Annotated in this window: 12 protein-coding genes; 9 read left to right on the top strand and 3 right to left on the bottom strand. The window is 73.3% G+C overall.

Features of this window, described 5'->3' with window-relative positions; all coding sequences use genetic code 11:
* The first annotated feature begins 6 nt into the window (after nucleotides 1-6).
* Genes ACFV9T_RS23930 through ACFV9T_RS23920 form a run of 3 tightly spaced genes read left to right on the top strand, consistent with a single transcriptional unit; the run spans nucleotide 7 to nucleotide 3220 of the window.
* Entirely contained in the window at nucleotides 7-600 is a 594-nt protein-coding gene (locus tag ACFV9T_RS23930; protein ID WP_385443663.1) for an ATP/GTP-binding protein, read from the top strand.
* Nucleotides 597-1970, top strand: a complete 1374-nt coding sequence (locus tag ACFV9T_RS23925; RefSeq protein ID WP_385443660.1) for a cytochrome P450 — start codon at nucleotides 597-599, stop codon at nucleotides 1968-1970. Before ACFV9T_RS23930 ends, ACFV9T_RS23925 begins: the two co-directional genes overlap by 4 nt.
* Nucleotides 1961-3220, top strand: coding sequence for a cytochrome P450 (locus ACFV9T_RS23920; RefSeq protein ID WP_385443658.1), 1260 nt, complete (start codon nucleotides 1961-1963; stop codon nucleotides 3218-3220). Before ACFV9T_RS23925 ends, ACFV9T_RS23920 begins: the two co-directional genes overlap by 10 nt.
* A gap of 21 nt (nucleotides 3221-3241) precedes the next feature.
* Here ACFV9T_RS23920 and ACFV9T_RS23915 read toward each other — a convergent pair whose 3' ends face one another.
* Together ACFV9T_RS23915 and ACFV9T_RS23910 are read right to left on the bottom strand one after the other, a co-directional pair.
* Complete coding sequence (locus ACFV9T_RS23915; protein ID WP_385443655.1) at nucleotides 3242-3931, bottom strand: pyridoxal 5'-phosphate synthase; 690 nt, start codon at nucleotides 3929-3931, stop codon at nucleotides 3242-3244.
* Nucleotides 3932-3974: 43 nt separating this feature from the next.
* A complete protein-coding gene (locus ACFV9T_RS23910) occupies nucleotides 3975-5144 on the bottom strand; it encodes an acetyl-CoA acetyltransferase (protein WP_385443654.1) in 1170 nt (389 codons plus the stop codon).
* A gap of 61 nt (nucleotides 5145-5205) precedes the next feature.
* Between ACFV9T_RS23910 and ACFV9T_RS23905 the strand changes: the two genes are divergently transcribed.
* Both ACFV9T_RS23905 and ACFV9T_RS23900 read left to right on the top strand, forming a co-directional pair.
* Nucleotides 5206-6492 carry an acyl-CoA dehydrogenase family protein gene (locus ACFV9T_RS23905; protein WP_385443652.1) on the top strand — a complete coding sequence of 429 codons (1287 nt, stop codon included), beginning with the start codon at nucleotides 5206-5208 and terminating at the stop codon, nucleotides 6490-6492.
* A 5-nt stretch (nucleotides 6493-6497) separates the two neighbouring features.
* Nucleotides 6498-6974 carry a nitroreductase family deazaflavin-dependent oxidoreductase gene (locus tag ACFV9T_RS23900; protein ID WP_385443714.1) on the top strand — a complete coding sequence of 159 codons (477 nt, stop codon included), beginning with the start codon at nucleotides 6498-6500 and terminating at the stop codon, nucleotides 6972-6974.
* Nucleotides 6975-7525: 551 nt separating this feature from the next.
* On the opposite strand, the gene ACFV9T_RS23895 is transcribed toward ACFV9T_RS23900, so the two are convergent.
* A complete protein-coding gene (locus ACFV9T_RS23895) occupies nucleotides 7526-8173 on the bottom strand; it encodes a TetR family transcriptional regulator (RefSeq protein ID WP_385443651.1) in 648 nt (215 codons plus the stop codon).
* 356 nt (nucleotides 8174-8529) lie between these two features.
* Between ACFV9T_RS23895 and ACFV9T_RS23890 the strand changes: the two genes are divergently transcribed.
* The 4 genes from ACFV9T_RS23890 to ACFV9T_RS23875 all read left to right on the top strand — a co-directional run bounded on the left by ACFV9T_RS23890 (nucleotide 8530) and on the right by ACFV9T_RS23875 (nucleotide 13509).
* On the top strand, nucleotides 8530-9336 hold the full coding sequence (locus ACFV9T_RS23890; RefSeq protein WP_385443648.1) for a VOC family protein: 807 nt from the start codon (nucleotides 8530-8532) through the stop codon (nucleotides 9334-9336).
* Between the two features lie 197 nt (nucleotides 9337-9533).
* The gene (locus tag ACFV9T_RS23885; RefSeq protein ID WP_385443647.1) at nucleotides 9534-12203 is read left to right on the top strand and encodes a PQQ-binding-like beta-propeller repeat protein; all 2670 of its coding nucleotides are present in this window, start codon (nucleotides 9534-9536) and stop codon (nucleotides 12201-12203) included.
* Nucleotides 12204-12270: 67 nt separating this feature from the next.
* The gene (locus ACFV9T_RS23880) at nucleotides 12271-12819 is read left to right on the top strand and encodes a hypothetical protein (protein ID WP_385443645.1); all 549 of its coding nucleotides are present in this window, start codon (nucleotides 12271-12273) and stop codon (nucleotides 12817-12819) included.
* Between the two features lie 114 nt (nucleotides 12820-12933).
* Entirely contained in the window at nucleotides 12934-13509 is a 576-nt protein-coding gene (locus ACFV9T_RS23875) for a hypothetical protein (protein WP_385443642.1), read from the top strand.
* The last annotated feature ends 24 nt before the right edge of the window (nucleotides 13510-13533 follow it).

The raw sequence follows: 13533 nt of genomic DNA, 5'->3' as shown, positions 1-13533 counted from the left end.
GCCCCCTTGGCCGACGTCGAGGCGCCGTTGAGCGATACGGCCCGGGACGCGGTGAAGATCGTGATCTCCGGCGGCTTCGGCGTCGGCAAGACGACGTTCGTGCGGGCCGTCAGCGAGATCGACCCGCTGACGACCGAGGCCGTGATGACCGAGACGGGCGTGGGCGTCGACGACGTGGGCGGGGTGGAGGGCAAGTCGGCCACCACGGTCGCCTTCGACTTCGGCCGGATCAGCGTCACGGAGCGGATCGTGACGTATCTGTTCGGCGCCCCCGGGCAGAGCCGCTTCCGGTTCCTGTGGGACAACCTGTTCGTCGGCGCCTGGGGCGCGGTGGTCCTGGTGGACACCCGGCGGCTGGCGGACTCGTTCCCCGTCATCGACCACCTGGAGCGCAAGGGGATGCCGTTCGTCGTCGCCCACAACCGCTTCGACGACAGTCCGGACCACAGCCTCGACGCCATACGCGGCGCGCTCGACCTCGCGGACGGCATACCGCTGGTCGCCTGCGACGCCCGCTCCCACACCTCGGGCAAGGACGTCCTGGTGGCGCTGCTCGACCATCTCCACACCCTGTCCGCCGCCCAGGAGGCCGCTTCGTGACCCAGCCGACCTCACCGTCCGACGAACCCGCCGCACCAGACGGGCCGGGTTTACGCGACGAACCCGGCGCCCCCTTCGCACCACAGGCCGCGCCCATCGAGCAGCCCGCGTCCCACCACGACGCCCCCGAGCTGTTCGGCCCGCGCTTCCAGGACACGCCCGCCGAGGTGTACCGGGAGCTGCGGAACACCTACGGCCCCGTCGCCCCCGTGCTGCTCCCCGGCGGCGTCCCCGCCTGGCTCGTCCTCGGCTACCGCGAACTGCTGCGCGTCACCGAGAACACCAAGGTGTTCGGGCGCGGTTCGGCCCGCTGGAAGCTGTGGCCGCAGATCCCGCCGGACTGGCCGCTGCGCCCCATGGTCGAGGACAACGGGTCGCTGCTCTACCGGGAGGGCGATGAACACCGCAGGCGCGCCGGAGCGGTCGGGTCCTCCCTCGAAACGGTCGACCTCAATCAGATACAGGACGCGACCCAGACCTTCGCGCAGGGTCTGATCGAGAAGCTGAGCGAGGGCAGCCGGGCCGACCTGATCGCCGACTACGCCCATCCGCTGCCCGTGCTCGCCCTCAGCCGCGTCCTCGGCCTGTCCGACTCCGAGGGCGTCGCCCTGGTGAAGCCCATCAACGACATGGTCGACGGCGGCCCCGACGCCCTGAGCGGGCAGATCGAGGTGCGCGGCACCATGGAGCGGCTGGTGGCCCGTAAACGGAAGACGCCGGGCCCGGACGCCACCTCCCGGATGCTCGCCGACCGCGCCGGTCTCACCGACCAGGAGGTGGTCGAGGACCTGATGGTCCTCACCCTCGCCGGACACCAGCCCTGCATGGACTGGATCGGCATGACCCTGTGGCTGCTGCTCACCGACCACGACTACGCCGCCGACATGGGCGGCGGCCGCCGCTCGGTCCGCCAGGCCATGCACCAGGTGCTGCGCGACCACACCCCGGTGCAGATCTTCGCGGGCCGGTTCACCACCCAGGACACCGTCCTCGGCGCGACCCGCATCCCGGCCGGGGACCTGGTGCTGCTCGGGCTCGCGGGCGCCAACACCGACCCGTACGTACGCCCCCAGGCGGCCGGGATGGCCGGGATGGCCGGGATGGCCGGGGCGGCCGGGCCGGAGGGCCACAACGCCTATATGTCGTACAGCCACGGCGAGCACCGGTGCCCGTACGCGGGCCAGTGGATCGCCGAGGTCGTCGCCCACACCGCCGTCGAGACGCTGCTGGAGCACCTGCCGGACGTGGAACTGGCCGTGCCCGCCGACGCGTTGCGGTGGCGCCCCTCGCCGTGGCTGCGCGGCCTGACCTCGCTGCCCGTCACCTATACGCCCGCCCACTCATACACCGGAGGCTTCGGTTGGGACTGACAGAGGACCTGACAGAAAAACTGACAGGGGAACGGCCCTTCCTGCTCGACCCGACGATCCGTACGTCCGCCGAGGAGAGCGAACTCCTCTACGAAGCCGGGCCCGTGGTCCGGGTGGAGCTGCCGGGCGGGGTGCCCGCCTGGGCCGTCACCCATGACGCGCCCGCCCGCGAGGTGATGCGCGACAGCCGCTTCGTGAAGGACATCGGCCAGTGGGGCGCCTGGACGCGCGGGGAGATCCCCCCGGACTGGCCGCTGATCGGCTTGGTCGACCTGGGGCCCTCCATGGTCAGCACGGACGGCCCCGAGCACCGGCGGCTGCGCCGCCCGGTCGCCCGGGAGTTCACCCCGCAGCGGGTGGAGGCGCTGCGCGGCCGCGTCGAGGAGATCACCCGTGAGCTGCTCGACCGCACGGCGGAGGCCGCCTCGGCCGAGGGGGCGGGCGGGGTGGTGGACCTCAAGGACACGTTCGCGTTCCCGCTGCCCATCACCGTGGTCGGCGAGCTGTTCGGCATGCCGACCGAATGGCACCGGCCGCTGCGGAAGCTGTACGACAGCTTCTTCGACGACAAGGCAGCCCCCGAGACCGTCCTCGCCACCATCCAGGCGCTGTACGACTACATCGCGCGGCTCGTCCAGCTCAAGCGCGACGAGCCCGGCGCCGACCTCACCAGCGCGCTGCTCTCCGAACTCGGCGACGAACCGTCACAGGAGGCCGTCGAGGAGCTGATCGCCACCATCCAGGTGATGATCACGGCCGGGCACGAGACCAGCGTCCATGTGATCGTGAACGCCGTACGGGCGCTGCTGGACGACCCCGCGCAGCTCGACCTCATCCGCACCGGCCGCTACAGCTGGGACGACGTGGTCGAGGAGAGCCTGCGGCTGGACGCCCCGGCGCTGAACTTCCTGTTCCGCTTCGCCACCGAGGACATCGACGTCGCCGGAACCCTCGTGCGCGCGGGGGAGGGCGTGGTCATCTCTTACGGGGGCATGGGCCGCGACCGCGTCCAGCACGGCGCGGACGCCGACCGCTTCGACATCGCGCGCCGCCCCCGGCACTCCTCGTTCGGCCATGGCCCGCACAGCTGCCCGGGCTCCTCGCTCGCCCGCCTGGAGACCACGATCGCGCTGCGCGAACTCTTCGCCCGCTTCCCCGGTCTGCGGCTCGCCGACCCGGACGGGCCGCTGGAGCGCTCCCCGTCGGTCATCGTCAATGGCCACCGGGCGCTGCCGGTGCGGCTGAGCTGACCTCAGGCGGTACGAGGGGCCCTACGGCCAGAGCAGTTCGCGCCGCCAGCCGCCGCGTTCCTCCGGGGCGCGGCGGTAGCGGAGCCGTACGTGCCGCCGCCGCGCCTCCTCCTGGTAGAACTCCACCTCGTCCGGCTCCAGGGCGTACAGCGTCCAGGTGGGGGCGGTGGCGTCCGGTTCGCGCCCGGCCCGCTCGTACGCGTCCGCGAAGGCCGTCTCCAGCTCCTCGGACGAACCGAGCACCGCGCTCTGCCGCCCCGACCCGGCCAGCGCGGCCGCCAGAGCGGCGGGGGAGCGGCCGCGCAGGTCCGCCGCGCTCTCCTCGGGCGGGGCCTGCGTGACGCGGCCGCTGATGCGGACCTGGCGTCCGGCGCGCATCCAGTGGAAGCCCAGCGACGCGTACGGGTGCTCGGCCAGCTCGCTCCCCTTGCGGCTGGTGCGATGGGTGCCGAAGTGCCAGCCGTGGGCGTCGGCGCCGCGCAGCATCACGGTGCGCAGGGACGGGCGGCCGTCCGCTCCGGCCGTGGCGAGCATCATCGTGTGCGGGCCCGGTTCGCCGCCCTCGGCGGCCTCGCGCAGCCACCGCCGGAACAGCGGAAGCGGCGCGTCCGGGGCCTGGGCGGGTTCGAATACGGGCAGTTCGGCCGCGTGCGGGACGCGCAGGCCCCGCAGCAGCTCCCGGAAGGCCTCGTCGTCGTGTGCGTCGCTCATGGGAGCACCATCCGATCACCCGGCGCCGGGCAGGGCAAGCGGATCAGCCGCGCCCGAGCACGACCGTCCCCGACGAGCAGAACCAGCCGCCCGTCCCCGACGCCACGGCCAGCTCCGGCAGCCGCCCGCCCGCCTTGCGCACCTGCCGTTCACCCGCCTCGCCGCGCAGCTGCCGTACCGCCTCGACCAGCAGGAACAGCCCGCGCATCCCGGGGTGGCAGGCGGACAGGCCGCCGCCGTCGGTGTTGACCGGGAGCGCGCCGCCGAGCGTCAGCCGCCCGTCCGCCGCGAACGCGCCGCCCTCGCCCTTGGCGCAGAAGCCGAGGTCCTCCAGGGTCACCAGCGTCATATAGGTGAACGCGTCGTACAGCTCCGCCACATCGATCTCCGACGGCCGCACCCCCGCCCGCGCGAAGGCCGCCCGGCCGGAGGCCGCAGCGGGCGAGACGGTGAAGTCGTCCCACTCCGACATGGCGGAGTGCGAGACGGCGGTGCCCGAGCCCAGCACCCACACCGGCGGCCGGGCCGTGTCCGCCACCAGTTCCCCGTCCGCGAGCAGCACCGCGCAGCCGCCGTCCGAGCGGATGCAGCAGTGCAGTTTGGTGAACGGGTCGGCGATCATCGGCCCGCTCAGTACGTCGTCGACCGTGATCGGATCCCGGAACATCGCGTCCGGATTGTGCGCGGCGTTGGCGCGTGCCTGAACGGCGATGTCCGCGAGCTGTTCGAGCGTGGTGCCGTACTCGTACATATGGCGGCGCGCGGCCATCGCGTACTTGGCGATCAGGGTGTGGCCGTACGCCACCTCGAACTGGAGTGGTCCGCGCGCCCCGAAGGAGAGGTTCGCGGTCCGGCGGCCCGCCCGGATGTCGGCGCGGGCGGTCGAGCCGTAGACGAGGAGGACGGCGCGGGCGTGCCCGGCGGCGATGGCGTCCGCCGCGTGCGCCGCCATGACCTCCCAGGTGGCGCCGCCGACGGCCGTCGAGTCGGTCCAGCCGGGCCGCAGCCCCAGGTACTCGGCCACCTCCACGGGGGCGAGGGTGCCGAGCCCCGCCGAGGCGAAGCCGTCCACCACGGACCGGTCGAGACCGGAGTCGGCGAGCGCGCGGCGGGCGGCCTGGGCGTGCAGGGCGAAGGGGGTGGGGCCGTCGACGCGCCCGCAGTCGGCGAGGGCGACGCCGACGACGGCGACCTTGCGGGGAGCAGGCGTCATGCATCTGACGGTACATCAGATCTGACGCTATTATGACGGGTCGTCAGCAACGGGAGGTCCGATGGATGCCGCGCTCAGCGAGGAGCAGGAGGAGATCCGGCGCACCCTGCGCGAGCTGCTGCGGGGGCGGTGCGGCGGCGACGAGGTCAGGGCCGCCGTCCGCACCGCCGCCGGATACGACGAGGCGCTGTGGGGCGCTCTCGCCAGGCGGCTGGGCCTGCCCGGGCTCGCCCTGCCCACCGCGTACGGCGGCGTCGGCTGCGGTCCCGTCGAGCTGGCGCTCGCCTGCGAGGAGACCGGGCGCGCGCTGCTGCCCTCGCCGCTGCTGGCCACCGCCGTGTTCGCCGCGCCCCTGCTCGCCGCCCTCGGGACCGCCGCCCAGCGCGCCGAACTGCTGCCGCGCATCGCGGACGGCGCCCTGACGGCGGCCCTCGCGGTCCCGGGCCGGGCGCTGCCCGCGGTGCTGGGGCTGGTCCACGGGGTGGCGCCGGACCAGCCCGTGGCGTCAGGGGAAGCGTGCGGTAGCCGGGGGAGCACGCCGGGCGTCGCCGTCCCGGCGGGGCCCTGGGGAGCGGCCCTGGACGCGGCGGAGTGGGCGGGTGGCGGGCGCGCGGGGGGTGTCCAGGCCCGGGTCCGGGATGGCGGCTGGCGGCTGTACGGGCAGGTGGAGCAGGTGCTCGACGGGCACAGCGCGCGGCTGCTGCTGGTCGCCGCCCGCACCGGGGGCTATACGCGCGGCCGCGTCCTGGTCTTCGCCGTACGGGGGAACGCGCCCGGGCTGGTCCGCACCCGGCTGACCGCGCTGGACGAGACCCGGCCGCAGGCCCGTATCGAGCTGCGGGACGTCCCGGCCGAGCTGCTGGGCGAAGACAGCGCCGACGTGGCGGGCGCGCTGGCCGCGCTGGGCGGACCGGCGGCGGCCGCCCTCGCCGCCGAGGCGGTGGGCGCGGCGGACGCGGCCCTCGCCCGTACGGTCGACCACGTGCGGACCCGGGAGCAGTTCGGCCGCCCGATCGGCTCCTTCCAGGCGGTCAAGCACCGGCTGGCCGATGTGTACGTGATGGTCCAGTCGGCCCGCTCGGCGGCGTACTACGCGGCGTGGGCGGCCGACGGGCAGGAGGGCCGGGTCGCGGGCCCGCTGGCGCTCGCGGCGGCCCTGGAGGCGCAGCGGGCGGCCGCGGGCGAGGCCGTGCAGCTGCACGGCGGCATCGGCATCACCTGGGAGCACGACGCGCAGCTGTACCTCAAGCGGGCCGCCTCCGACGAGCTGCTGTTCGGCCCCGCGCACCGGCTGCGGGCGCGGGCGGCCGACCGGGACGGGCTCTTCGCCACGGCGGTGACGGCCTGATGCGGATGACGCGGCTCGTCCAGAAGGTGTCCTCGGGGCGCACCTTCGCGCGGCTCGCCCCGCACGTCGTCCCGGCCCTCGACCGCGCCGTCCACCGGCTGACCCGGGGCCGGGTGCTGCCGAGCGCGCGGATGCTGCCGGGGGTGATCCTCACGGCGCGCGGCGCGAAGTCCGGGCTGCCCCGCCGTACGCCGCTGGCGTGCATGCCGCAGGAGGACGGCGGCTGGCTCCTGGTCGGCAGCAACTTCGGCCGCCCCGGCCATCCGGCCTGGACCGCCAACCTGCTGCGCCACCCGGACGCGGAGATCAGCTGGCAGGGCCGCGACATCCGCGTCCGGGCCCGCCTGCTGGAGGGCCCGGAGCGCGACCGGGCCTGGTCGGCGGTGGTGGCCTTCTGGCCGCCGTACGCGAGCTACCAGGCCCGCGTATCCCGCCAGATCCGCCTCTTCCGCCTGGAACCGGCGCCCGGGCGGGAGCCGTAGGTTTCGCCGCCGGGTGCGGGCCGGTGGCCGGGTTGTGCCCACCCGTTCCTCCCCCAGCTACCGCTGGGAGGTGCCCCCGGCGGAACGATTGCCCACAAACGGGTGGGGGCGGGGCCACCGGGGTGCAGACGCCGACGATGCGCAGGGGTGGGGTCGCAGGGGTGGGGTCCTGGACACCACGTGTATTTGTGGCGCCGTGGACTTCCGGCCCACCCAACGCTCCACGGCTCCGGCGCCGTAAATAGACGGTCCAGGGCCCTGCCCCGGAGGCCCCGCCCCGGCACCACCCACCGGACGAACCGCGCACCCGCACCCCGTTCCGGGTACGCGAAACCAAGCCCCTCCGGCGATTGAGGAGCGGGGTCCGGGGCGGAGCCCCGGCAGCGGCGAGCGCCCGCGCGGAAACGGCCACGGCGGACCACTCGGGTCGAGTGGTCCGCCGTGACATGACAGGACGTGCTGGCCCGCCGACCGGGCCCGGCCGGCGTCGGCGCGCGGATGCGCGCGGGGGCGCGTACGGGCACGGGGGCGCCGTGGTGAGCGCCGAGGCGCTACTTCGGTGGCTTGCGACCGGTGATCCCCAGGTGCACCAGCAGGGCCAGGCTCGGCTTCAGGTCGGCCTGCTTGACCCCCCAGCTCTGGAACCCCTTCTGGTGGGCGGAGACCGCCGCCAGCATCGCGACGAGCGAGCCCGCCACGGCGGCCGGCTGGACGTCCTTGTCGTACCGGCCCTTGGACTGAAGCTCCTTGATCGCGTCCGTCAGGGAGTTGGTGACGGCGTTGAGGATCTTCATGCGGATCTTGTAGAACCGCTTGTCTCCCTCGGCCGCGCCGAGGTCGACCACGCGCAGGATGGCGTCGTGTTTGCGCCAGAAGGAGAGGAAGCCGTCGACCAGCTCGTCGGCGGCCGTGGCGCCGGACTTGCCCGCCCAGGAGCGCCCGGCGACCAGATCGGTCAGGCCCGCGCCCTCCTTCGCCATCTCCTCGGCGATCTCGAGGACGGCGCCCTCCACATCGGGGAAGTACTGGTAGAACGTCGCCGGTGAGGTGCCTGCCTTGCGGGCGACATCGATGACTTTGACGTCTCGGTACGGGGATGTGCTGAGCATCTCGCCGAGGCAGTCGAGCAGCTTCTGCCGCGTCGCCTGCCCGCGACGACCGGCCACCCGACCGTCGACGGTGCGTACTTGTCCTGTCATGCCGTCAGCTTACCGAGGGGTGATCGAAGCGCGATTCGACTGCGTGCAAATGGGGTTCGTGCGGGATGAGGGGGTTTGTGAGCCCTCCGCCGCAGCTCGGAATGGCTGATTCCGGCCCCATCCGAGGGCCGCTCGGAGGCCGTCAAGCCGTCAATCACCGCTCAGCCATGCGGGTGAATCGTGTTATCAACAGGCTGTGGATAAGAAGCGTGGATGACCCGGTCGGAGCCTGGCGGAAACGGCCAAGGATTGGCCAAATATTTCGACTTTCGGAGCGGGCAGACGGGGCGATCCCCCGTTAGCGTGGCAAATGCGGCAAAGGCCGCGCATACGCGGGACGCGGGAGGACTCGGGCCATGGTCGCTTGCGCGGAAGGCGTGCCCTGCTGGGCGGATGTGATGCTGCCGGACCTCGCGGCGGGCCGCCGCTTCTACGGCGAGCTGTTCGGCTGGACCTTCACCGAGGGCACCGCGGGCTACCGCCCGTACACCTGGGCCCGGCTCGGCGGGAAGGACGTCGCGGCGCTGGTCCCCAAGTCCGACGGCCGGATGCCCACCGTCTGGAACGTCTACCTCGCCACCGGGGACGCCGCCGAGGCCACCGCCCGGATCCGGGAGGCGGGCGGCCGGGTGATCGTCGCGCCCCGGTGGATCGACGACCTGGGCGTGATGGCCACGGCCGCCGACCCGGGCGGCGCGGTCTTCGGGCTCTGGCAGACCGGCAGCCACCCCGGCTTCGCCCGCCGGGACGAACCCGGCGCGTACGGCTGGACCGAGGTCCACACCCGGGAGCCGCGGGTGGTGGACGCCTTCTACCGGACGGTCTTCGAGTACGAGGCGACTCCGGTGCCCGGCGTCGGCGTGCTGTGGTCGCCGCGCGGCGAGCCCGCCGACCCCGGTCACGCCGTCGCCGCACGGGTCGTGATGGGTGAAGGGCACCCGGCCGAACTGCCCGCGCACTTCCTGACGTACTTTGTGGTGGCGGACTGCGATCATGTGTCGCGTACGGCCCAACGGCTGGGCGGGCGGGTCCTCAATGGGCCCGAAGATACGCCGTACGGGCGTTTCGCGGTCCTAGCGGACAATCAGGGCGCGGTTTTCGCGGTCATCGACACCTCGTCGGCGGACTCCGGAACAACGGAGAACGGGGCGGGGCGGGGCTGAGAGCGGTCCGGCGGCCGGTCGGTCGAACCGGATGGGCTCCGGCTCCGTATCGCCCGATGACACGACGAATCGCCCCCGGGTTCGCAACCGCCGCCTTCGCCAGAGAGAATGCAGGATGCGTGCCGCCGGTTGGTTTGTCGGTGAGACGCTGCACGGGGCTGTATTTTTTGGGGCCCCCACGGGGAGGTGGCAGGCAAGTGGTGGAGCAGCTGACGCAGCACGATCCGAGGCGGATCGGTCCCTTCGAGGTGCTGGGCCGGCTTGGCGCGGGCGGCATGGGGCTCGTCTATCTGGCACGTTCGGCGTCCGGCCGACGGGTCGCGATCAAGACGGTCCGGACCGAGCTGGCCGAGGACCAGCTGTTCCGCGTCCGTTTCACCCGTGAGGTGGAGGCGGCCCGCGCGGTCAGCGGCTTCTATACGGCCGCCGTCGTGGACGCCGATCCGCGCGCCGCGGTGCCCTGGCTGGCCACGGCCTACGTCCCCGCGCCGTCCCTTGAGGAAATAGTCAATGAGTGCGGGCCGATGCCCGCCCAGGCGGTGCGCTGGCTGGCGGCCGGGGTCGCCGAGGCGCTGCAGTCCATCCATGGCGCGGGCCTGGTCCACCGGGATCTGAAGCCGTCGAACGTGCTGGTCGTCGAGGACGGCCCGCGCGTCATCGACTTCGGTATCGCCTCGGGCGTCTCCAACACCCGGCTGACGATGACCAACGTCGCCGTGGGCACGCCCGCCTATATGTCGCCCGAGCAGGCGCGCGACTCGCGCAGTGTGACGGGCGCCAGCGACATCTTCTCGCTCGGCTCGACCCTGACCTTCGCGGCCACCGGGCACGCCCCCTTCCACGGCGCGAACCCGGTTGAGACCGTGTTCATGCTGCTGCGCGAGGGTCCGGACCTGCTCGGGCTGCCGGACGAGCTGCGGCCGCTCATCGAGTCGTGCATGCAGATGGAGGCCGACCGGCGGCCGTCCCCGGCGGATTTGCAGTCGCAGCTGGCCCCGCATCTCTTCGCGTCCAACGCCGACGACAGCGGTACGGCCTCGGCCTGGCTGCCGGGCGGCGCGGTCGCGCTCATCGAGCGCAAGCGCAGCGGACGCAACCAGGTGGCCCGTGGTGCGCGGCCGCCGTCCGGCTCCTCCCGCCCCGCCGGGAGCGGCGGGGCCGGGAGCCGCCCGTCCGTGCCGCTGCCGCCCGAGCGGCCGCCCACACCGCCCTCGTACGCCCCTGCCGGGGCCGACGGGCGCGGCGGCGGTCGGCACGGTGCGCCCGCCGGAGCGGGCGGCTGGGAGCCGGTGGGCGCGGGCGATCCGCGCGGCGGCCTGCGCGCGGACCAGGCGGCCGGTCCGTCGAACGCGCTGGGCGCCATCGGCCCCGGGCGGCACGCGGCGCCGCCCGCGCAGCCGTCCTCGCCCGGCCCGTCCGCACCTGTGCCTTCCGCTCCGGTGCCTTCCGCACCCGCGCCCGCTCCGGCGCCCGGGCCCATGCCCACCGGGACCGACGGGCCGGTCCGGCTGCACAACTCCCAGGTGGCCATCGGTCCCGGGCTGCACGCGTCCGTCACGCGCGACCCGCAGCCGAGGCACGACACCGGCCCGGCCACGGGCTGGGTGCGGCCGCCGACCGGTCTGACGACCGGTGGGGTGAGCGGTGGCGAGGCCGCGGGCGCTGTCCCGCCGCCCTCCCACTCCCCGGCCACCGACGCGGCCGAGCAGCCGGGCGCGGCGGGCCACGGCCGCTGGCGGCCCTGGCGGTTCCGTATGTCGAACGACGTGTGGGGCACCCCGGCCGTCGCCGGGGACCTGCTCTACGTCACCTCGTTCGAGGTGCACGCGCTCGATGTGGCCACCGGTCGGCGGCAGTTCAAGACCCGCGACGTGGCGTGGGCGATGGCCGTCGAGGGCGGCCGTATCCATGCCTCCGACGGCCCCACCCTGTACGCGCTGGACGCGACGGACGGCTCCGAGCGGTGGCGGCTGTCCACGGACGGCTGGGTCTACTCGCTCAAGGTCGACCGGGGCACGGTCGTCACCGGCACCCGTGGCGGCGGCGTCCAGGCCTGGGAGGCGGCCAACGGCGAGCTGCTGTGGGAGATGCAGGGCATCCAGACCGACTTCGAGACGCCCGAGTCCGGTCCGGCCGTCCACGACGGCACGGTCTACGTGTGGCAGGACGCCCGGCTGCGCGCCCTGGAGGCGCGTACGGGCCATGAGCGCTGGTCGTACCCGGTCGGCGACACGGCGTCCTGCGGCGGCGTGCCGCTGCGGCTGCTCCCGGCGCCCGACGGGGTCGTGTACGTCTCGGCCGGTACCCGGGTGCTGGCGATCGACATCGCGCGCGGGGAGGTGCGGTGGCGTTTCGAGGCGCCCGCCGTCTTCCTGAGCCCCCCGGCGTACGCGCCGGGGCCCGCGGTGACCGGCGGCGGTATCTACGTCGCCGACTACCTGGGCACGGTCTACGCCCTCGACGCGTCGAACGGCCGCGACCGCTGGCGCATCGCCACCGAGGCGCGCGGCTCGGTCGAACCGGTCCTGGTGGCCGATGGCTCCGTCCATCTGGGCAGCGGCAGCGCCCTGTACACCCTCGACGCGGTCACGGGCACCCCCAAGTGGCGCTTCGCGGCGGGCGGCGAGGTCATCGGCTCCCCGGTGGTCGCGGACGGCCGCGTCCACTTCGGCTCTGCCGACCACTGCCTGTACACGGTCGACGCGGCGGGCGGCCAGCTCCGCTGGAAGCTGGCCACGGGCGGCGAGATCACCGGCTCGCCGGTGGCGGCGGGCGGTGTGGTGTACGCGTGCAGCAAGGACCGCTGTGTCTACGCCCTGGACGCGGTCAAGGGCACCGGCCAGTCCCGCCCCTCGGCGCGCCCATAACGGCGGTGTCCCTGACAACCCCTGCTACGGTGATCCGCGTTCACTGACACGGGGGAAGTGGTTCGTCATGCGGAGAGGTCTGCGGCTCACGGCCGTGCTCATGGTGGTGCTGGTGGCGCTCACCGGGTTCAAGGGCAAGTCGCGCGGAAGCCGGGGGAGCGGCGGGGGCGGCGGAGGCGGCTGCTCCAGTTCCAGCTCGCATCAGTCCGGTTCCGGTTCGAACTCCGGCGGCTACTCCGACTCCGATTCCGACTCTGACTACGGTTCCGGTTCCGGCGGCACCCGCTACCGCGACACCAACCGCTACGGCTCCACCCCGTCCGCCGGTGGTACGGCGAGCGCGTCGCCCAAGGAGCCGGAGACGACCGTCGTCACCTGCGCCGGGCGGGACAAGGACGGCGACCCGGCCGCCACGGTCAAGGTGCGCAACCGCTCGGGCTCGTCCGAGCTGTACATCGTCGACATGACCTTCCTCGACAAGAACGGTGCCGAGGTGACCCGGGGCAGCGAGAACGTACGCGTCCCCGCAGGGCGGACCGAGGCCGTCCGGGTACCGCTCGACGATCCGCTGGAGGCCCGGAACGTCGTGCGGTGCGAGGTCGCGTCCGTCTACTGAGTCACGATCCGCCGAGGTGACTTTGGGGTAGGGGCACCCGTTGGCTAGGGTGGCGTGCACTTGTCAATCCATCGCGGATTGGCTTGATTACAGCTTTTCCACGGGGGTAATTCCATGCAAAGCCGTTCCTCACGCCTGCTCGCCGTCTCCCTGGTCGGGCTTCTCGCGCTCACCGGATCGCTCACCGGATGCGGAAAGAAGAAGAGCAGCGGCCTCGGCGGTGGCGACAACGGATTCGTCTCCGGTGGTACGAGCGGCGGCAACGAGCCCGCGTCCGACCCCAGTGGCGTGTCCACCGACATCCCCACCGATCTGCCGAGCGGGCCCTCGGACCTGCCGTCCTACGGCGCCCCGACGCCCTCGGACTCGTACACCTACTCCGCGCCGCCCACCTACAACCCGGACGCGACCAGCGAGACGAGCGGCACCAACTGCCGCTACGACCAGTCGACCAGCCAGTTCAAGTACGACATCACGGTCACCAACACCGACACCACCCGCAGCTTCCGCTACTCGGTCAGCACCAAGTGGAACGAGTACGGGAGCGACGGGCTGCTCGGCTACGACAGCCAGGACGTGACCGTGCTGCCCGGCCAGAGCGAGACGTTCACGGCCACCGCGAGCTACACCATCACCAAGCGCACCCAGTACACCTGCCAGATCAGCCTCTCCTCCAAGTACACGACCTGACTCGGCGGGCGGCGACTCACCGGG

This window comes from Streptomyces sp. NPDC059850 (assembly GCF_042731515.1).
Taxonomy (GTDB): domain Bacteria; phylum Actinomycetota; class Actinomycetes; order Streptomycetales; family Streptomycetaceae; genus Streptomyces.
Note: the sequence above shows the minus strand (reverse complement) of the source record. Positions and strands in the feature narration are given on the sequence as shown.